This is a genomic window from Pseudomonas sp. C9-3, assembly GCF_032392015.1.
Taxonomy (GTDB): Bacteria; Pseudomonadota; Gammaproteobacteria; order Pseudomonadales; family Pseudomonadaceae; genus Pseudomonas; species Pseudomonas nitroreducens.
Map to the genome: position 1 here is coordinate 4,696,275 of NZ_CP135919.1, position 19,069 is coordinate 4,715,343.

At 65.6% G+C, this 19,069-nt stretch carries 15 protein-coding genes; all 15 read left to right on the top strand.

Features of this window, described 5'->3' with window-relative positions; all coding sequences use genetic code 11:
• Positions 1–28 precede the first annotated feature (28 nt).
• The gene (locus RS899_RS21585; RefSeq protein ID WP_315808037.1) at positions 29–451 is read left to right on the top strand and encodes an ACT domain-containing protein; all 423 of its coding nucleotides are present in this window, start codon (positions 29–31) and stop codon (positions 449–451) included.
• Between the two features lie 3 nt (positions 452–454).
• Positions 455–1,057, top strand: coding sequence for a LysE/ArgO family amino acid transporter (locus tag RS899_RS21590; RefSeq protein WP_054909815.1), 603 nt, complete (start codon positions 455–457; stop codon positions 1,055–1,057).
• A gap of 321 nt (positions 1,058–1,378) precedes the next feature.
• Positions 1,379–1,960 carry a superoxide dismutase gene (locus tag RS899_RS21595; protein WP_045211147.1) on the top strand — a complete coding sequence of 194 codons (582 nt, stop codon included), beginning with the start codon at positions 1,379–1,381 and terminating at the stop codon, positions 1,958–1,960.
• A 194-nt stretch (positions 1,961–2,154) separates the two neighbouring features.
• Positions 2,155–4,236 carry a putative bifunctional diguanylate cyclase/phosphodiesterase gene (locus RS899_RS21600; protein WP_045211149.1) on the top strand — a complete coding sequence of 694 codons (2,082 nt, stop codon included), beginning with the start codon at positions 2,155–2,157 and terminating at the stop codon, positions 4,234–4,236.
• Positions 4,237–4,607: 371 nt separating this feature from the next.
• The gene (locus RS899_RS21605) at positions 4,608–5,945 is read left to right on the top strand and encodes an imelysin family protein (protein WP_315808038.1); all 1,338 of its coding nucleotides are present in this window, start codon (positions 4,608–4,610) and stop codon (positions 5,943–5,945) included.
• 191 nt (positions 5,946–6,136) lie between these two features.
• Complete coding sequence (locus tag RS899_RS21610) at positions 6,137–7,561, top strand: di-heme oxidoredictase family protein (protein WP_315810466.1); 1,425 nt, start codon at positions 6,137–6,139, stop codon at positions 7,559–7,561.
• Positions 7,562–7,576: 15 nt separating this feature from the next.
• On the top strand, positions 7,577–8,638 hold the full coding sequence (locus RS899_RS21615; protein WP_315808039.1) for an imelysin family protein: 1,062 nt from the start codon (positions 7,577–7,579) through the stop codon (positions 8,636–8,638).
• A gap of 24 nt (positions 8,639–8,662) precedes the next feature.
• On the top strand, positions 8,663–9,757 hold the full coding sequence (locus RS899_RS21620; RefSeq protein WP_315808040.1) for a DUF1513 domain-containing protein: 1,095 nt from the start codon (positions 8,663–8,665) through the stop codon (positions 9,755–9,757).
• A gap of 359 nt (positions 9,758–10,116) precedes the next feature.
• The gene (locus tag RS899_RS21625) at positions 10,117–11,742 is read left to right on the top strand and encodes a methyl-accepting chemotaxis protein (protein ID WP_315808041.1); all 1,626 of its coding nucleotides are present in this window, start codon (positions 10,117–10,119) and stop codon (positions 11,740–11,742) included.
• A 290-nt stretch (positions 11,743–12,032) separates the two neighbouring features.
• Complete coding sequence (locus RS899_RS21630) at positions 12,033–13,151, top strand: efflux RND transporter periplasmic adaptor subunit (protein WP_315808042.1); 1,119 nt, start codon at positions 12,033–12,035, stop codon at positions 13,149–13,151.
• An 83-nt stretch (positions 13,152–13,234) separates the two neighbouring features.
• Positions 13,235–16,291 (top strand): multidrug efflux RND transporter permease subunit, encoded by a 3,057-nt coding sequence (locus RS899_RS21635; RefSeq protein WP_315808043.1) that lies wholly within the window; start codon positions 13,235–13,237, stop codon positions 16,289–16,291.
• 423 nt (positions 16,292–16,714) lie between these two features.
• Positions 16,715–17,191, top strand: a complete 477-nt coding sequence (locus RS899_RS21640) for a GspH/FimT family pseudopilin (RefSeq protein ID WP_313464444.1) — start codon at positions 16,715–16,717, stop codon at positions 17,189–17,191.
• Entirely contained in the window at positions 17,188–17,724 is a 537-nt protein-coding gene (pilV, locus tag RS899_RS21645) for a type IV pilus modification protein PilV (RefSeq protein WP_313464442.1), read from the top strand. The genes RS899_RS21640 and pilV overlap by 4 nt, the downstream gene beginning before the upstream one ends.
• Before the next feature lie 8 nt (positions 17,725–17,732).
• A complete protein-coding gene (locus tag RS899_RS21650) occupies positions 17,733–18,488 on the top strand; it encodes a PilW family protein (protein ID WP_315808044.1) in 756 nt (251 codons plus the stop codon).
• Positions 18,485–19,063, top strand: a complete 579-nt coding sequence (locus RS899_RS21655) for a pilus assembly PilX family protein (protein ID WP_315808045.1) — start codon at positions 18,485–18,487, stop codon at positions 19,061–19,063. The genes RS899_RS21650 and RS899_RS21655 overlap by 4 nt, the downstream gene beginning before the upstream one ends.
• Positions 19,064–19,069: the final 6 nt, after the last annotated feature.

The window sequence follows — 19,069 nt, forward strand, 5'->3', positions numbered from 1 at the left end:
TCCCACTCGATTAAATGGATTGCCCACCATGGCTGGCGAAACCTCCCTGGCCGCGCTGCTGCGCGACATGACCCCGGTGCTCAATGACGGCGAATACGTCTACTGCACCTTGCCCGACGGGCAAATGCCCGCCGGCCTGCAGCCGCTGGGCAGCTTCCGTGAAAGCGAAGGGCTGACGCTGATCCTGCCCCGCGCCGAGGCAGAACAGGCCGGGCTTGCCTTCGACTACGTCGCTGCGTGGCTGACCCTCGAAGTGCACTCGGCATTGCAGGCGGTGGGCCTCACCGCCGCCGTCGCGACGGCCCTGGCCAAGGCCGGGATCAGCTGCAACGTGGTCGCCGCCTGGTACCACGACCATCTGTTCGTCGCCCACGCCGACGGCCCGCGCGCTCTGGACGTCCTGCACGCGCTCACGCTCCCCCCCCCCGCCATCAATAAAGAGGGGATCTGAATCATGTGGCAGAGCTATCTCAACGGCATCCTGGTCGCCGCCGGGCTGATCATCGCCATCGGCGCGCAGAACGCCTTCGTCCTCGCCCAGAGCCTGCGCCGCGAGCATCACCTGTCGGTCGCCGCGCTGTGCGTGGCCTGTGACGCCATCCTGGTCAGCGCCGGGGTATTCGGCCTGGCGAAGATCCTCGCCGAGAACCCGACACTGCTGGCCGTTGCCCGCTGGGGCGGTGTCACCTTCCTGGTCTGGTACGGCCTCAAGGCGCTGCGTCGCGCAGTCGCACCCGAAGCCATGGCCAACGCCGGAGAAACCGGCCCGCGCTCGCGCCGCACCGTGCTGATGGCTGCGCTGGCGGTCACCCTGCTCAACCCCCATGTGTACCTCGACACCGTGTTGCTGATCGGTTCCCTCGGCGCCCAGCAGGCCGCCCCCGGCGCCTACGCCATGGGCGCGGCCAGTGCCTCGCTGATCTGGTTCTTCACCCTGGCCTTCGGTGCCGCGTGGCTCGCGCCCTGGCTGGCACGGCCGGCGACGTGGCGCCTGGTGGACCTGATGGTCGCGGTCATGATGCTGGGGATGGCCGCGCAGCTGGTGTTCGCCGCCTGATCTGCTGGCGGCGCGGAATCAGTCCGAACGACGTTCCGTCATCACGGTCTGTGTAGGGTGAGGGCCGGATACCAGCGCAGGCCGCCTCCCAGGGCCTTTGCCCCTACAGTTGCTGCGTGGATATGCCACAGGTCGGGTGCTATGATCCGACCTTCGCGGCGCTGGCGGCCAAGGCTGCCAGACGCAACTGGCGCGCTGCCTGTCCCCTTGCGGGACGTCTTGCAGCTACGCCCGGATGCCGCGACACCTACGATACCGGCCCCGTGTACCGGTCGCGCGTTCGCCGCGCTAGCCCAGACTGAGTGAGATAGGAGAGACACCATGGCTTTCGAATTGCCTCCGCTGCCCTACGCGAAGAATGCCCTTGAGCCGCACATTTCCGCGGAGACTCTGGAATTCCACCACGACAAGCACCACAACACCTACGTCGTGAACCTGAACAACCTGGTTCCGGGTACCGAGTTCGAAGGCAAAAGCCTGGAAGACATCGTCAAGACCTCTTCCGGCGGCATCTTCAACAACGCAGCCCAGGTGTGGAACCACACCTTCTACTGGAACTGCCTGAGCCCCAACGGCGGTGGCCAGCCCACCGGCGCCCTGGCTGACGCCATCAACGCTGCCTTCGGTTCCTTCGACAAGTTCAAGGAAGAGTTCAGCAAGACCTCCATCGGCACCTTCGGCTCCGGCTGGGGCTGGCTGGTGAAGAAAGCCGACGGTTCCCTGGCCCTGGCCAGCACCATCGGTGCCGGCTGTCCGCTGACCAGCGGCGACACCCCGCTGCTGACCTGCGACGTCTGGGAGCACGCCTACTACATCGACTACCGCAACCTGCGTCCGAAGTACGTCGAGGCGTTCTGGAACCTGGTCAACTGGGACTTCGTGGCCGAGCAGTTCGCTGCTTGATCGCACCCCGCTTGATCTGAAAAAACCCGGCCCCGTGCCGGGTTTTTTCGTAAGGGGCGCGTAACACCTTCGTGTCGGCTAACCTGAAAGGCCGGTACAGTCACGAAACACAACGATGGCCCTTTGACGTCATTGCGCCAATTGCCAATACTCAGCCCCAGTCGTTCGCCCCTGGCGAGAAACAAGGAAAGACCTTGAAACTGGATCCCCGGCACAGCCTCTCCCTCAAGCTGCTGCGAATGGTATTGCTCGCGGCCCTCGTGGTCGGGGTGGTACTCAGCTGTGCCCAGATCGTCTATGACGCCCACAAGGCGCGCCAGAACGTACACAACGACGCCCAGCGCATCCTGGCGATGGTTCGCGACCCGTCTACCCAGGCCGTCTACAGCCTGGACCGCGACATGGCGATGCAGGTCCTCGAAGGCCTGTTCCAGCACGAAGCCGTGCGCTACGCCGCCATCGGCCACCCCGACGAACCCATGCTGGCGGAGAAATCCCGCCCGCTGCTGGACTCCAACACCCGCTGGCTGACCGACCCGATCCTCGGCGCCGAGCAGAACTACTCCATACGCCTCGCCGGCCGCGGCGGCTCCAACGAATACTACGGCGACCTGAAGATCACCCTCGACACCGCGCCCTACGGCGACGACTTCGTCGCCACCTCGGTGATCATCTTCATCTCCGGCATCCTCCGCGCCATGGCCCTGAGCCTGGTGCTGTTCATGGTCTACCACTGGCTGCTGACCAAGCCGCTGTCGAAGATCATCGAGCACCTGGCCTCGATCAACCCGGACCGCCCCAGCCAGCACAAGCTGCCGATGCCCGACGGCCACGAGAAGGACGAACTGGGCCTGTGGGTGAATACCGCCAACCAGTTGCTGGCCTCCATCGAGCGCAACGGCCATTTGCGCCGAGAGGCCGAAGACAGCCTGCTGCGCATCTCCCAGTACGACTTCCTCACCGGCCTGCCCAACCGCAAGCTGCTGCAACAACGCCTGGACCAGATCCTCGAAGGCGCCTCGCGCCTGCAGCGCCGCGTTGCCGTGCTCTGCCTGGGCCTGGATGACTTCAAGGGCATCAACGAGCAATACAGCTACCAGTTCGGCGACCAGTTGCTGATCGCCCTCGCCGACCGCCTGCGCACCCGCAGCGCGCACCTGGGCGCCCTGGCGCGGCTGGGTGGCGACCAGTTCGCCCTGGTCCAGGCCGACATCGAGCAGCCGTACGAAGCTGCGGAACTCGCCCAGCAGATCCTCGACGACCTCGAAGCACCCTTCGAGCTGGACCAGCACCTGGTACACCTGCGCGCCACCATCGGCATCACCCTGTTCCCCGAGGACGGCGAGACCACCGAGAAGCTGCTGCAGAAAGCCGAACAGACCATGACCCTGGCCAAGAGCCGCTCGCGCAACCGCTACCAGTTCTACATCGCCAGCGTCGACAGCGAGATGCGCCGCCGCCGCGAACTGGAGAAGGACCTGCGCGAAGCCCTGGCGCGCAACGAACTGCACCTCGTGTACCAGCCGCAGGTGGATTACCGCGATCACCGTGTGGTCGGCGTCGAGGCGCTGCTGCGCTGGCAGCACCCGACCCAGGGCTGGGTCGCGCCGGACCTGTTCATCCCGCTGGCGGAGCAGAACGGCAGCATCTTCAGCATCGGCGAATGGGTGCTCGACCAGTCCTGCCGCCAACTGCGCGAATGGCACGACCAGGGCTTCGATGACCTGCGCCTGGCGGTCAACCTCTCCACCGTGCAGTTACGCCACAACGCCCTGCCGCGCGTGGTCAGCAACCTGCTGCAGATGCACCGCCTGCCGCCGCGCTCGCTGGAACTGGAGGTCACCGAGACCGGCCTGATGGAGGACATCTCCACCGCCGCCCAGCACCTGCTCAGCCTGCGCCGCGCCGGCGCGCTGATCGCCATCGACGACTTCGGCACCGGCTACTCCTCGCTGAGCTACCTGAAGAGCCTGCCGCTGGACAAGATCAAGATCGACAAGAGCTTCGTCCAGGACCTGCTGCTGGACGACGACGACGCCACCATCGTTCGCGCCATCATCCAGCTGGGCAAGAGCCTGGGCATGCAGGTGATCGCCGAGGGCGTGGAGACCGTCGAGCAGGAGGCCTACATCATCGCCCAGGGCTGCCACGAAGGTCAGGGCTACCTCTACAGCAAGCCGCTGCCGGCGCGCGAGCTGACGCTCTACCTCAAGCAGGCACGGCGCCTGGCCGAAGCGGCCGGCGGCAATCCCGGCGGGTCCGTCGAGCGCCACTGACACCCGCCCCTACCTGAAATATTGCGCCGTGCCCCTCTCCCCCGCCCTGGCTGCGCGCCCCGCTCCGAAGGGAGAGGGAGCAATCCGTGCCAGCTGACGCTGAGGTTTCAGCCGGCGCTGAACCAGTCCCCTCTCCCTTCGGAGCGGGGCGCGCAGCCAGGGTTAGGGAGAAGGCGATCCCGAGCTGGGCCTGTCAGAGAAAGACCGTTGCCCCTACACGTAAATCCTTGGCTGCTGGCGACTTGCTGGCCCCGTGACCAAACAGCGCCACCGATCTCTCTTTTCAAAAATGCAAATCTTTCGCATTATGTTGCGGATTTTCTTGCGCAGTCCTTTTTCGTGCGCCTCTTCTCCATGCAAAGGAACCCGTCATGACTCGTATGCCCTGGGCCACTGCCAGCCTGCTCGCCATCGCCATCTCCCTCGCCGGCTGCGGCGATGACAAGAAAGCCGAAGCCCCCGCCGCCGCGCCGGCTGCCAGCACCCAGAGCACTGCCCCGGCAGCGACCGCCAAGGTCGACGAGGCCGCGGTCAAGGCCGTAGTGAAAAACTACCTGGACATCGCCGAGGCCACCTACGGCGACGCCCTGACCACCGCCAAGGCGCTGCAGACCGCCGTCGACGCGCTGATCGCCAAGCCCAGCGAAGAAACCCTGAAGGCCGCCCGCGAAGCCTGGATCGCTTCCCGCCCGTCCTACTCGCAGAGCGAAGCCTTCCGCTTCGGCAACTCGATCATCGACGACTGGGAAGGCGCGGTTAACGCCTGGCCGCTGGACGAAGGCCTGATCGACTACGTCGCCAAGGACTACCAGCACGCCGAAGGCAACGCCGGCGCCACCGCCAACATCATTGCCAACACCGAGATCCAGGTCGGCGAAGACAAGATCGACGTCAAGGAAATCACCGGCGAGAAGCTCAAGGGCCTGAACGAGCTGGGCGGTTCCGAAGCCAACGTCGCCACCGGCTATCACGCCATCGAGTTCCTGCTCTGGGGCCAGGACCTGAACGGCACCAAGCCGGGCGCCGGTGATCGCAAGTACACCGACTACGCCCAGGGCAAGGACTGCACCAACGGTCATTGCGACCGTCGCGCTGCCTACCTGAAGGCCGTCACCGACCTGCTGGTCTCCGACCTGGAAGAAATGCACGGCAACTTCAAGTCCGGCGTCGCCGACAACTACCGCGCCAAGGTCGAGGCCGACACCGCCGAGAACAACCTGCGCAAGATGTTCTTCGGCATGGGTTCCCTGTCCCTGGGCGAGCTGGCCGGCGAGCGCATGAAGGTCGCGCTGGAAGCCAACTCCACCGAAGACGAGCACGACTGCTTTAGCGACAACACCCACAACACCCTGTTCTTCAACGCCAAGTCCATCCGCAACATCTACCTGGGCGAGTACAAGCGCACCGACGGCAGCGTCGTGAAGGGCCCGAGCCTGTCCGACCTGGTCGCCAAGGCTGACGCCGCCGCCGATACCGACCTGAAGAATGACCTGGCCAACACCGAAGCCAAGATGCAGGTCATCGTCGACCGTGCCGAGAAGGACGGTGTGCACTTCGACCAGATGATCGCTCCGGAAGACAAGGACGATCAGCAGAAGATCCGCGACGCCATCGCCTCGCTGGTCAAGCAGACCGGCGCCATCGAGAAGGCCGCTACCGCGGTCGGCGTGCAGGACCTGAAGCCGGACAACGCCGATCACCAGTTCTGATCCGCGCGTCCTGAAGTGACTGCGGCTCCAGGCCGCAGCTGCTGAAGTGGCAAAGGCAAAGCCCCGCACTGCGGGGCTTTGTCGTTTCCGGACGGCAAACGATGTCGTTCGCAAATACAAATTTTTCATATTTGCATTTGACGCCCCTGATAACATGGCGCGCTGCCATGTCACCGCTCTGGAACCCGTCGATGCTCCACCGCCGTACCGCCCTGCACCTCGTGCCGCTGCTGACTGCCCTCGCCCTTGCCGCGTGCAAGCCGGAGACCTCCCAGCACGCCGTGAGCGAACCTGGCGAAGCGCTTTCCGGCGGCGCCACCACGGTCAGGCAGAGCGACCGCAACGCCTATTCCATGCCCTCGGCCAACCTCACGCCGAGCCGCCGCCTGGACTTCGCCGTGGGCAACAGCTTCTTCCGCAATCCCTGGGTGATCGCGCCGACCACCACCACCGCGCGCGACGGCCTCGGCCCGCTGTTCAACACCAACGCCTGCCAGAACTGCCACATCAAGGACGGCCGCGGCCATCCGCCGGAGTTGAACGACGTCAACGCCGTATCGATGCTGGTACGCCTGTCGATCCCCGCCGGCTCCGCCGACGTCGAAACCATCAAGCGCCTGGGCGTGGTGCCCGAGCCGGTGTACGGCGGCCAGTTCCAGGACTCGGCGATCCCCGGCGTGGCGCCCGAAGGCAAGGTCCGCGTGGAGTACGACGCGGTGCCGGTGACCTTCAAGGACGGCACCGTGGTCGAGCTGCGCAAGCCGAAACTGCGCATCAGCGACCTGGGCTACGGCCCGATGCACGCGGACACGATGTTCTCCGCGCGCATCGCCCCGCCGATGATCGGCCTGGGCCTGCTGGAGTCCATCAGCGAGGCGGACATCCTCACCAACGCGGAACTCCAAGCCAAAAATGGCGACGGCATCCACGGCCGACCGAACCGGGTCTGGGACGATGCCACGCAACAGACCGTCCTCGGCCGCTTCGGCTGGAAGGCCGGGCAGCCCAACGTCGCCCAGCAGAACGCCCACGCCTTCTCCGGCGACATGGGCCTGACCAGTGATTTGCTGCCCAGCGACGACTGCACGGCAGCGCAGACCGCCTGCAAGAACGCTATCGACGGCGGCAAGCCGGAAGTCAGCCAGCACATCTTCAACCAGGTCGCCTTCTACGCCCGCAACCTCGCGGTACCGGCGCGGCGCAAGGTCGACGACCCACAGGTGCTGACCGGCAAGGGCCTGTTCTTCGACACCGGCTGCGCCAGTTGCCACACGCCCAAATTCACCACCGGGCCGAACGCCGCCGAGCCCGAACTGGCCAACCAGATCATCCGCCCGTACAGCGACCTGCTGCTGCATGACATGGGCGAGGGACTAGCGGACAATCGCCCGGAATTTCTCGCCAGCGGCCGCGATTGGCGCACCGCGCCGTTGTGGGGCATCGGCCTGACCGAAACGGTCAACGGCCACACCCAGTTCCTGCATGACGGCCGCGCCCGCAACCTGCTCGAAGCCGTGCTCTGGCACGGCGGCGAAGCCGAAGCGGCCAAGCAACGCGTACTGAACTTCGACGCCGGGCAGCGCGACGCCCTGCTGGCGTTCCTGAACTCACTCTAAGGAGCCGAGCCCACCATGTTCCGCCCCCGACTTCTGATCACCAGCCTCGCCATCGCCCTGGGCGCCTGCTCGCCCACCGACCCGCAGGCGACCACCAGCGCCACGCTGGCCCAGCAGGTGATCCTGCCGACCTACAGCCGCTGGGTCGACGCCGACCGCGCGCTCGCCGCCAGCGCCCTGGCCTACTGCCAGGGCAAGGAAGACCTGACCAAGGCCCGTGCCGACTTCATGGCCGCGCAGAAGGCCTGGGCCGAGCTGCAGCCGCTGCTGGTCGGCCCTCTGGCCGAAGGCAATCGTTCCTGGCAGGTACAGTTCTGGCCGGACAAGAAGAACCTCGTGGCGCGTCAGGTCGAGCAACTGCTCAACAGCGGCAACGCGATTTCCCCGGCGACCCTGGATAAATCCAGCGTCGTGGTCCAGGGCCTGACCGCCTACGAATACATCCTCTACGACGCCAAGATCGACCTCGCCAACGCCGAGACCAAGGCGCGCTACTGCCCGCTGCTGGAGGCCATCGGCAGCCACCAGCAAGCCCTGGCGGAGGGCATCCTGGCGCAGTGGAAGCAGGACGGCGGCATGCTCGCCCAGCTCTCCAAGTTCCCCAACGAGCGCTACGCTGATGCCCACGAGGCCATCGCCGAGCTGCTGCGCGTCCAGGTCACCGCGCTGGACATGCTGAAGAAGAAGCTCGGCACCCCGCTGGGCCGCCAGAGCAAGGGCATCCCGCAGCCGTTCCAGGCCGAAGGCTGGCGCAGCGACATGTCGCTGGCGAGCCTGGACTCCAGCCTGACCGGCGCCCAGGCGCTGTGGGACGGCACCGACAAGAAGGGCCTGCGCGCCCTGCTGCCGGCCGAGCAGAAAGAGCTGGCCGGCAAGATCGACGCGGCCTACGCCGACGTTCACGGCAAGCTGAAGGCGATCAACACCCCGCTCAGCGAACTGCTTAAGGACGATGCCGGCATCAAGCAACTGAACGAGCTGTACGACAGCCTCAACGTCGTCCACCGCCTGCATGAAAGCGACCTGGCGAAAGCCCTCGGTGTGCAGCTGGGGTTCAACGCCAACGACGGCGACTGATAGAAAGCGAACGAGGTGAACGCCATGTTGCGACGTCACGTGATCGGCCTGGGCAGCCTGCTGCTCGGCGCCCTGACCTTCGGCGGCTGGACGCTGTCACGCAAGGGCAAGGAGCCCCTGGTGCTGTCCGCCCGTGACGACGCGGATGGCAAACACTACGCCGTGGGCTATCGCCTGGATGGCAGCTGCGCCTTCGCCACCGAAGTCGGCCTGCGCTGCCATGACGTCGTGCAGCATCCCGAACTGCCACTGGCGCTGTTCGTCGCCCGGCGTCCGGGCCGGCAGAGCTACCTGATCGACCTGAACGACGGCCACCTGCTGCAGACCCTCGACTCGCAGGCCGACCGCCACTTCTACGGCCACGGCGTGTGGCACAAGGACGGCGGGTGGCTCTACGCCACCGAGAACGACACCACCGATCCGGGCCGCGGGATGCTCGGTGTGTACCGCTTCGACGGTGAGCGCCTGAGCCACACCGGCGAGATTTCCACCCACGGCCTCGGCCCGCACCAGGTGTCCTGGATGCCTGACGGCGAGACCCTGGTGGTCGCCAACGGCGGCATCCGCACCGAAGCCGAAAGCCGTGTGGAAATGAACCTCGACGCCATGGAACCGAGCCTGGTGCTGATGCGCCGCGACGGCTCGCTGATCTCCAAGGAAACCCTGCCGCAGCAGATGAACAGCGTGCGCCACCTGGCGATCGCGAAGGACGGCACCATCGTCGCCGGCCAGCAATACATGGGCGACAGCCACGACCGTGCCGACCTGCTCGCCATCAAGCGCCCCGGCCAACCATTCGAAGCCTTCCCGCTGGCGGACGAGCAGCGCCTGGCGATGACCCAGTACACCGCCAGCGTCGCCATCCATGACGAGCTGCGCCTGGTCGCCTTGACCGCCCCGCGCGGCAACCGCTTCTTCATCTGGGACCTGGACAGCGGCGCCGTGCGCCTGGACGCGCCGCTGCCCGATTGCGCCGGCGTCGGCGCGGTGAAGGACGGCTTTGTCGTTACCTCCGGCCAGGGCCGCTGCCGCGTCTATGACTGCCGCAGCGAACGGATTGCCGGCACGCCGCTGGACCTGCCGCCGGCCTTCTGGGACAACCACCTGCACCTGGCGTGAAGCTTCCGGCAAACACACCAGCGGACTGCGAGTCCTCAGCACGACATGCCCTCCCCCCAGCCCTCTCCCGAAGGGAGAGGGCGCCGTTTGGCGTTGCCGGGACGTGCCGTGTTCTCTGGATGCCATGCCAGCCCTTCTCCCCTTGGGAGAGGGCTGGGATGAGGGAAAACTAGTGGCACGGACTTCCCCGCAGAAGACAGTCGCTCTTATGCGATCAACAGACCAAGGCATCAAGCTGAACGCCCGTCCCAGAGCGTTCCAAAGCACTACCGCTCATCTGCCCGGCCTCACAAACGCGCGCGCCCGGCCGATGCAAAGACTGACCGATTCCCACCTTGCGTCTTAGAGGCGTACCCACGATGTCCCCCAACACTTCCTTGCGTACCCAGATCCTTTCGCTGCTGGGCGGCAGCCTGCTGCTCGTGCTGCTGATCGCCCTCGCCTGCTTCCACTTCCTCTCCGGCAGCGTCACGGCCTACCAGCGTCTGCTCGACGGCCCGTTGCGATCCTCACAACTGGTCGACCAGGCCAACCTCGCCTTCAAGATCCAGGTCCAGGAGTGGAAGAACGTCCTGCTGCGCGGCCAGCAGCCGGCCGACCTGAACAAATACTGGGGCCAGTTCGAGGACCAGGAACGCGCGGTGCAGGACATCCTCGGCCGACTGGAACAGAACGCCGGCGACGAACCGCAGCTCAAGTCACAGGTAACCCGCCTGCGCGACGAGCACCGCCAGCTCGGCCAGGCTTACCGCAAGGGCCGCGACGCCTACCTTGCCGCCGGCAGCGACCCGCGCGCCGGTGATGCTGCCGTGAAGGGCATCGACCGCGCCGCCAGCGACCAGATGGCCGCCCTGGTCGACAGCCTGCACCGCGAAGCCCATGAGCAATCCCAGATGATTTCCGACAGCGCCCACAGCACCGTCATCAGCGGCAGCCTGATCCTGCTGGTCTCCGGCCTCGCCCTGGGCCTGCTCAGCTTGTGGCTGGTCAATCGCAACCTGATCGGCCCGATTGCGCGCCTGATCGAGCACATTGCCCAGCTCAGCGAAGGCAACTTCGGCGAACGCGTCGACGCCACGCGTCGCGACGAACTGGGCCGCCTGGCGCGCGCCGCCAACACCCTGCGCGACTTCCTCGCCGAAACCTTCACCCGCCTCAAGCACAGCACCCATGAACTGGATACCGCCAGCGGTGAGCTGAACGCCATCGCCACGCTGATGGCCGAAGGTACCCGCGAGCAGTTCTCGCGCACCGACCAGGTGGCCACGGCGATGCACGAAATGTCCGCCACCGCGCAGGAAGTCGCGCGCCACGCCTCCGACGCCGCGCGCGCTGCCGATGACGCAGACCAGCACGCCCAGCAAGGCGGCGAGGTGATGAAGACCACCATCGTCACCATCACCGAGATGAGCAACGAGATCGCCAACACCGCCGAAGTGATCCGCCGCCTGGAAAGCGACAGCGGCCGCATCGGCAAGGTGCTCGAAGTGATCCGCGGCATCGCTGACCAGACCAACCTGCTGGCCCTCAACGCCGCCATCGAAGCCGCCCGCGCCGGTGAGGCCGGCCGTGGCTTTGCCGTGGTCGCCGACGAAGTCCGCACCCTGGCGCAGCGCACCGCCGAATCCACCGCCGAGATCCACCAGATCATCGACACCGTGCAGACCGGTTCGGTGAACGCCCTGCGCGCTATCGAAAACGGCCAGACCCGCAGCGAGCAGGGCGTGGAGCGCGTCACCCAGGCCGGCGAAGTGCTGCGCAGCATCACCCTGGCCGTGGAGGCGATCCGCGACATGAACCGGCAGATCGCTACCGCCGCCGAAGAACAGACCTCGGTCGCCGAGGACATCTCGCGCAACCTCACCGAGATCACTGCCATCGGCGCCACCAACGAGGAAAACGTGGTGCGCACCCAGGGCGCCAGCCGCCACTTGCACGGCCTCTCCGGCGAGATCGCCGACGTCACCCGCAAGCTCAGCGCCTGACCCGCTCCGGCCACACGGAAGTGGCCCCCTCCTCCGACAGTTCCTGCTGCACCGATTCAGCGCCTATTTCTCGTAATCCCTTCAAATCCTGCGGGAAACGTCTTGTAAACCCGGCCCTTTGACTCGCCGTCGATTCAGGAATAAGGTGCGCAATTCCGCCCCGCAATGGGGCGTCCCACGTATAGGCTTCAGAGCCTGATCGACATCTGCGCGAACGGAAGGCCGCCCGGCAAATAGTGGGCGAGCGATCGCGCTCGATAGCTGCCAGGCACGTACCAAGGAACAGGAAGATGTTGCGCCGCATGCTGATCATGCTGGGCGTAGTTGCCGTCATCGTTGCGGTGCTCGCCGGCTCGAAATACCTCTCCATCACCAAACAGATCGCCATGTTCTCGGCTCCCCGCCCGCCGGTGAGCGTGAACGCGACCCTGGCCGAAGAACGCGACTGGCAGAGCCGCCTGGCGGCCATCGGCACCCTGCGCGCTATCCAGGGCGTAACCCTGACTGCGGAAGTCTCCGGCACGGTGAGTGCCGTGCAGTTCGTCTCCGGCGAAAAGGTCAAGGTCGGCCAGCCGGTCGTGCAACTGGAATCCGACGTCGAGCAGGCTACCCTGCGCACCGCCGAGGCAGACCTCGGGCTGGCCCAGGTCGAGTACGAGCGCGGCAAGAGCCTGGTGGGCCGCCAGGCTATCTCCAAGAGCGAGTACGACCGCCTCGCCGCCCAGTTGAACCGCTCCACTGCCACCGTTGCCCAGCTCAAGGCGGCCCTGGCGAAGAAGCGCATCCTCGCGCCCTTCTCCGGCACCATCGGCATCCGTCAGGTAGACGTGGGCGACTACGTTTCCCCCGGCACCGAGATCGTCACCCTGCAGGACCTTTCCACCCTGCAGGTGGACTTCTTCCTGCCCGAACAGGACTTCCCGCTGCTCAAGCGCGGGCAGAAGGTCGTGGTGCGCGTGGCAGCCTATCCAGGCCAGAGCTTCGACGCGCAGATCGACGCCATCAGCCCGCGCGTGGACAACCAGACGCGCAACCTGCTGGTCCGCGCCAGCATGGCCAACCCCGAGGGCAAGCTGCTGCCGGGCATGTTCGCCAACCTCGAAGTACAGCTGCCGGACAGCGCCCCGCGCGTGATCGTCCCGGAAACCGCCGTGGCCTTCACCCTGTACGGCAACTCGGTGTACGTGGTGGTGCCGCACAAGCCCAAGGACGGCGAGAAAGCCGAAGAAGCCAAGGCCGGTGACGCGCCGAAGCTGGACGTCGAACGCCGCTTCGTGAAGACCGGCGAGCGCCGCGAAGGCAACGTGGTGATCCTCGAGGGCCTGAAGGCCGGCGAAGAAGTGGTGACCTCCGGCCAGCTCAAGCTGGACAACGGTACCGCCGTGGCCATCGTCAAAGACCCGCAGTAATCGCATAGCCGGCGCGTCGCTCGATGCTGCGCGCCAACAGACCCCGCCGTCATCCGGCAGGGTCCGCATTAAAGGATTGAGCTATGTTCACCGATCCCTTTATCCGTCGCCCCGTGCTGGCGACCGTGGTCAGCCTGCTGATCGTCCTGCTCGGTATGCAGGCCTTCAGCAAGCTGGTGATCCGCGAATATCCGCAGATGGAAAACGCGCTGATCACCGTCACCACCTTCTATGCCGGCGCCAACGCCGAGACCATCCAGGGCTACATCACCCAGCCGCTGCAGCAGAGCCTCGCCAGCGCCGAAGGCATCGACTACATGACCTCGGTGAGCCGGCAGAACTACTCAGTGATCTCGATCTACGCGCATATCGGCGCCAACACCGATCGCCTGGTCACCGAACTGCTGTCGAAGATCGGCGAAGTGAAGACCCAGCTGCCGCCGGATGCCGAGGACCCGATCCTCGACAAGGAAGCGGCCGACGCCTCGGCGCTGATGTACATCAGCTTCTTCAGCGAGCAGATGAACAACCCGCAGATCACCGACTACCTGTCGCGGGTGATCCAGCCCAAGCTCGCCACCCTGCCGGGCATCGCCGAAGCCGAGATCCTCGGCAACCAGGTATTCGCCATGCGCCTGTGGCTGGACCCGGTGAAGATGGCCGCCTACGGCATCACCGCCGGCGACGTGGCCAGCGCGGTGCGCGAGTACAACTTTCTCTCCGCCGCCGGCGAGGTGAAGGGCGAGCTGGTGGTCACCTCGGTGAACGCCACCACCGACCTGAAATCCCCGGAAGCCTTCGCCGCCATCCCGCTGAAGACCGCGGGTGACCGCCGCGTGCTGATGGGTGACGTCGCACGTATCGAACTGGGTGCCGCGAGCTATGACGCGGTCAGTTCGTTCAACGGCATCCCGTCGGTGTACATCGGCATCAAGGGCACGCCCAGCTCCAACCCGCTGGACGTGATCAAGGAAGTCCGCGCCAAGATGCCGGAGCTGGAAGAGCAGTTGCCGCCGGGCCTGAAAGTCTCCATCGCCTACGATGCCACGCGCTTCATCCAGGCATCCATCGACGAAGTGGTGAAGACCCTGGCCGAGGCGATCCTGATCGTCATCGTCGTGGTCTTCCTGTTCCTCGGTGCGTTCCGCTCGGTGATCATCCCGGTGGTGACCATCCCGCTGTCGATGATCGGCGTGCTGTTCTTCATGCAGATGATGGGCTACTCGATCAACCTGCTGACGCTGCTGGCGATGGTGCTCGCCATCGGCCTGGTGGTGGACGACGCCATCGTCGTGGTGGAGAACATCCACCGCCACATCGAGGAGGGCAAGTCGCCGTTCCAGGGCGCCATCGAGGGCGCGCGGGAAATCGCCGTGCCGGTGGTGACCATGACCATCACCCTGGCCGCCGTGTATGCGCCCATCGGCTTCCTCAGCGGCCTGACCGGCGCGCTGTTCAAGGAGTTCGCCTTCACCCTGGCCGGCGCCGTGATCATCTCCGGCATCGTCGCCCTGACGCTGTCGCCGATGATGTGCTCGCGCCTGCTGCGCCACGACGAAAACCCCAGCGGCCTGGCGCATCGCCTGGACCTGATCTTCGAGGGTCTCAAGCAGCGTTATCAGCGCGCCCTGCATGGCACGCTGAACAGCCGTCCGGTGGTAATCGTCTTCGCCCTGCTGGTGCTGGCGATCATCCCGCTGCTGCTGATGTTCACCCACAAGGAACTGGCGCCGGAGGAAGACCAGGGCATCGTCTTCATCATGGCCAACGCACCGCAGACGGCGAACCTGGATTACCTGTCGAAGTACACCGCCGAGTTCGAGGGCATCTTCCGCAAGTTCCCCGAGTACTATTCGGCGTTCCAGATCAATGGCTACAACGGCGTGCAGACCGGCATCGGCGGCATGCTGCTCAAGCCCTGGGACGAGCGCGACCGTAGCCAGATGGAGTTGCTCCATGCAGTGCAGGGCGAGCTGGACAAGATTCCCGGCCTGCAGATCTTCGGCTTCAACCTGCCGTCGCTGCCGGGTACCGGCGAGGGCCTGCCGTTCCAGTTCGTGATCAACACCGCCAGCGACTACCAGTCGCTGCTGCAGGTGGCCGAGCGGGTGAAGAAGCGCGCAGAGGAGTCGGGCAAGTTCGCCTTCCTCGACCTCGACCTGGCCTTCGACAAGCCCGAACTGGTGGTCGACATCGACCGCGCCAAGGCCGCGCAGATGGGCGTCAGCATGCAGGACCTGGGCGTGTCCCTGGGCGCGCTGCTGGGCGAGGGCGAGATCAACCGCTTCACTATCGACGGGCGCAGCTACAAGGTGATCGCCCAGGTCGAGCGCGCCTACCGCGACAACCCGAGCTGGCTGAACAACTACTACGTGAAGAGCCAGAGCGGCCAGCTGATCTCGCTGTCGACCCTGGTGACCTTCCATGAACGCGCCCGCCCGCGCCAGCTCAACCAGTTCCAGCAGTTGAACTCGGCGATCATCTCCGGCGTGCCCATGGTCAGCATGGGCGAGGCCATCGAGACGGTGCGCGGTTTCGCCGAAGAGGAATCGCCGCGCGGCTTCTCCTTCGACTACGCAGGCGCCTCGCGGCAGTTCGTGCAGGAAGGCAGCGCGCTGATGATCACCTTCGCCCTGGCACTGGCGGTGATCTTCCTGGTGCTGGCGGCACAGTTCGAGAGCTTCCGCGACCCGCTGGTGATCATGGTCACGGTACCGCTGTCGATCTGTGGCGCGCTGATCCCGCTGTTCCTCGGCCTGTCGAGCCTGAACATCTACACCCAGGTGGGCCTGGTGACGCTGATCGGCCTGATCAGCAAGCACGGCATCCTCATCGTCGAGTTTGCCAACCAGTTGCGCCATGAGCGCGGCCTGTCGGTGCGCGAGGCGGTCGAAGAAGCCGCGGCGATCCGCCTGCGCCCGGTACTGATGACCACCGCAGCGATGGTGCTGGGCGTGACCCCGCTGCTGTTCGCCAGCGGCGCCGGCGCGGTGAGCCGCTTCGACATCGGCGTGGTGATCGCCACGGGCATGAGCGTCGGTACCCTGTTCACCCTGTTCGTCCTGCCCTGCGTGTACACGCTGCTGGCCAAACCGGACAAGAAGCCTGCTGAAGCCGGCACGCCAGCCACGGCGCACTGAACGAAAAAGCCCCGCATCCGCGGGGCTTTTTTCTCTGTTTAATCCGCGCGACCAGCCCCTGTAGGAGCGAGCTTGCTCGCGAACCGCCTGATGCCAATGTCCCTGGCGAAACCGCGTTCGCGAGCAAGCTCGCTCCTACCGGGAAGCCCGGCGATCTTCCCGGAGAATACCGACGCCATACCCCCACGAGGTCGCAGACGCCGTCCGCGATAGGTTCGTCTCGCACCGGATGCCATCAAAGGCGAAGTCCGCTTCTACAAAAGCGCTCCCTTCAGCATCACCTGACAGACCATTCACACACGCATTTCGACCGTCCACTCCTTTATCTCGGCGTTGATACAAAGCCTCTAAATTCCCCATACACGCATCGCGTATCCCTGCGCGGCATTCGCCGGGATTTCCGGCCCCACGTCGGGATCCTCCATGCCGGCCAATGCCCCAAGCCCAGGCTTCACCCTGATCGAACTGATGGTCACCCTGACCGTCCTGACTATTCTGGCGAGCCTGGCTGCGCCAATGTTCGGCGACCTGCTCCAGCGCACCAAGGTCGATGCCGCGAGCGGTGAACTGACTCATCTGCTGCAGTACGCCCGCAGCGAGGCCATCACCCGCGCCAGCGCAGTAACTGTCAGCGCCGGAGATGGCAACTGGGTCGGTGCGCTGAGCGTCGCCACCAGTGGCGAAACCCTGCGCCGCTACGGTAGCGATGGCATCAATGGCGGCAGCGCAGTGACCGCGACCGGTAGCGCCAGCAGCCTGACCTTCCGCGCAGCCGGTACGCTCAACGGTGCTGCGCAGAGCATCCGCCTGTGTCCAAGCAGCGGCACCAGCAGCGGCCGCCTGCTGAGCATTTCCAGCAGCGGGCAGATCACCAGCACCAGCACGGCGTGTTCGTCATGACGCACCAACATCGCGGGTTCAGCCTGCTGGAAGTGCTGATCAGCCTGCTGCTGGTCAGCGTCGGCGCCCTGGGCATGGCCGCATTGCAGGGCAAGAGCCTGCGCTTCACCCAGGATGCGGTACAACGCAACGAGGCGATCATGCTCGCCCAGCAGTTGCTGGAGCAGATGCGCAGCAACCCCAAGGACGCCCTTGGCGCCACCCACCAGTTCAGCAGCAGCTCCGCCTACTACAAGGTCGCCGGCACCGCGTTCGGCACGTCTTCGCGCAGCGATTGCGCCACCCGCGAGCGCGGCGATGGCGGCTCCGAAGTAGCCAAGGCCGACCTCACGTGCTGGCTGCAAGCGGTGCAGGCGACGCTGCCGGTGACCAACTCGATCCTCAGTACCAACTTCACCATCTGTCCCAGCCAGTCCGATGGCGCCTGCAGCAACAACGCCAGTTCCGCCGTGCTGATCCAGCTGGCCTGGAAGGACCCGAGCGGCCAGTGCGACAACAACCTGTGTATCTACCGCCTGCGCGGCGAACTCTGAGGTCCGGCATGTCCGCACGAATTCCCTTGGCTCGCCAGGCGGGCCTGTCACTGGTCGAACTGATGGTCGCCCTGGCCATCGGCAGCCTGCTGATCCTTGGTGCGACCTCGCTGTACATCAACAACAAGGCGCACTTCCAGTTCCAGCAAGGGCAGCTGGGCAACCAGGAGAACGCTCGCTACACGCTCCTGCTGCTGGACCAGCAATTGGCCCGCACCGGCTATCGCTACCTGCCGCAGGACAGCCTGGAAGTGGCGTTCCCGGCGCTGGCCAGTGGCAACGGTTGCCCATCGTTCAAAGCTGGCCAGACCTACCAGTCCAGCAGCGATGGCAAGGGCGTCTGCCTGCGTTACCAGGGCGCCAGCGACAGCACCACAGAAGTCGCCGGTTCCAATGGCAACCAGTACGACTGCCTTGGAACATTCATCCCGCGTGGCACGCGCGTCCTCACCCGCATCAGCTATATCGCCGGCAGCACGCCAGACGACGGAACCCTGACCTGCGCGGCGCAAGGTGCCGGCGAGCAGACGCTGATCAAGGGCGTAGCGGGTTTTGCCCTGTTCACCCTGCCAGGCAGCACCGATGACAGCCAGGCAATCAGCTACGCGGCGCTGCTCGCCACCGGCACCTCAACGCGCGGCAGCATGAGCAGCGACATCGCCAGCCGCTGGAAAACCCTCAGCGGCGCGACGCTCACTGAGAACACTGCCTACGTCTACCAGATCGCCCAAGGCAGCGTGATGCTAAGGAACCTGATGCCATGAGCCCACGACATAACCTGCGCGCGCAACGTGGCGCCACCCTGGTCATTGCCCTGGTGATGCTGCTGCTCGGCACCTTGATCGCCCTGAGCAGTATGCGCAGCACCACCACCGAGACGCGCATCATCGGCAACCTCGCCGAACAGCAGCATTCACGGGCCGCCGCCGAGTCAGCGCTGCGCGAAGGCGAACGCCGACTGGCAGCGCAGACCAGCCTGGACCAGGGCTCGGCGAACTGCACCTCCAGCGTCGCGCAGCACGCCAACCTGTGCATCCTGGTCAGCGACAAGTACTCCTCCAACGCCAAGGCCAGCGTCGACTGGTGGAGCAGCGACGCCACCTCCATCGCCTACCTGGGCATGGATGGCAGCTCCACCTTCGATCCGGTACCGCGCTGGAACACCGCCTACATCGCCTTCGACCCCGCCGACTCCAACGGCAACGTGCAGATCACCGATCCCGACGAGCGCTCCCAGGGGCGCGGTCCGCACTACTACCGGGTGAGTGCCGCCGCCCGCGCCGACGGACAGCGCCTGATCAGCGTGCTGCAGACCGTCACCATCCGCCGTTACTACTGAGGAGCC

Coding starts and splice junctions, on each gene's coding strand:
- RS899_RS21625 (WP_315808041.1), top strand. CDS start 10,117: ATGTCCCCCAACACTTCCTTGCGTACCCAGATCCTTTCGCTGCTGGGC.
- RS899_RS21610 (WP_315810466.1), top strand. CDS start 6,137: ATGCTCCACCGCCGTACCGCCCTGCACCTCGTGCCGCTGCTGACTGCC.
- RS899_RS21620 (WP_315808040.1), top strand. CDS start 8,663: ATGTTGCGACGTCACGTGATCGGCCTGGGCAGCCTGCTGCTCGGCGCC.
- pilV (WP_313464442.1), top strand. CDS start 17,188: ATGACGCACCAACATCGCGGGTTCAGCCTGCTGGAAGTGCTGATCAGC.
- RS899_RS21640 (WP_313464444.1), top strand. CDS start 16,715: ATGCCGGCCAATGCCCCAAGCCCAGGCTTCACCCTGATCGAACTGATG.
- RS899_RS21585 (WP_315808037.1), top strand. CDS start 29: ATGGCTGGCGAAACCTCCCTGGCCGCGCTGCTGCGCGACATGACCCCG.
- RS899_RS21655 (WP_315808045.1), top strand. CDS start 18,485: ATGAGCCCACGACATAACCTGCGCGCGCAACGTGGCGCCACCCTGGTC.
- RS899_RS21635 (WP_315808043.1), top strand. CDS start 13,235: ATGTTCACCGATCCCTTTATCCGTCGCCCCGTGCTGGCGACCGTGGTC.
- RS899_RS21590 (WP_054909815.1), top strand. CDS start 455: ATGTGGCAGAGCTATCTCAACGGCATCCTGGTCGCCGCCGGGCTGATC.
- RS899_RS21615 (WP_315808039.1), top strand. CDS start 7,577: ATGTTCCGCCCCCGACTTCTGATCACCAGCCTCGCCATCGCCCTGGGC.
- RS899_RS21605 (WP_315808038.1), top strand. CDS start 4,608: ATGACTCGTATGCCCTGGGCCACTGCCAGCCTGCTCGCCATCGCCATC.
- RS899_RS21595 (WP_045211147.1), top strand. CDS start 1,379: ATGGCTTTCGAATTGCCTCCGCTGCCCTACGCGAAGAATGCCCTTGAG.
- RS899_RS21630 (WP_315808042.1), top strand. CDS start 12,033: ATGTTGCGCCGCATGCTGATCATGCTGGGCGTAGTTGCCGTCATCGTT.
- RS899_RS21650 (WP_315808044.1), top strand. CDS start 17,733: ATGTCCGCACGAATTCCCTTGGCTCGCCAGGCGGGCCTGTCACTGGTC.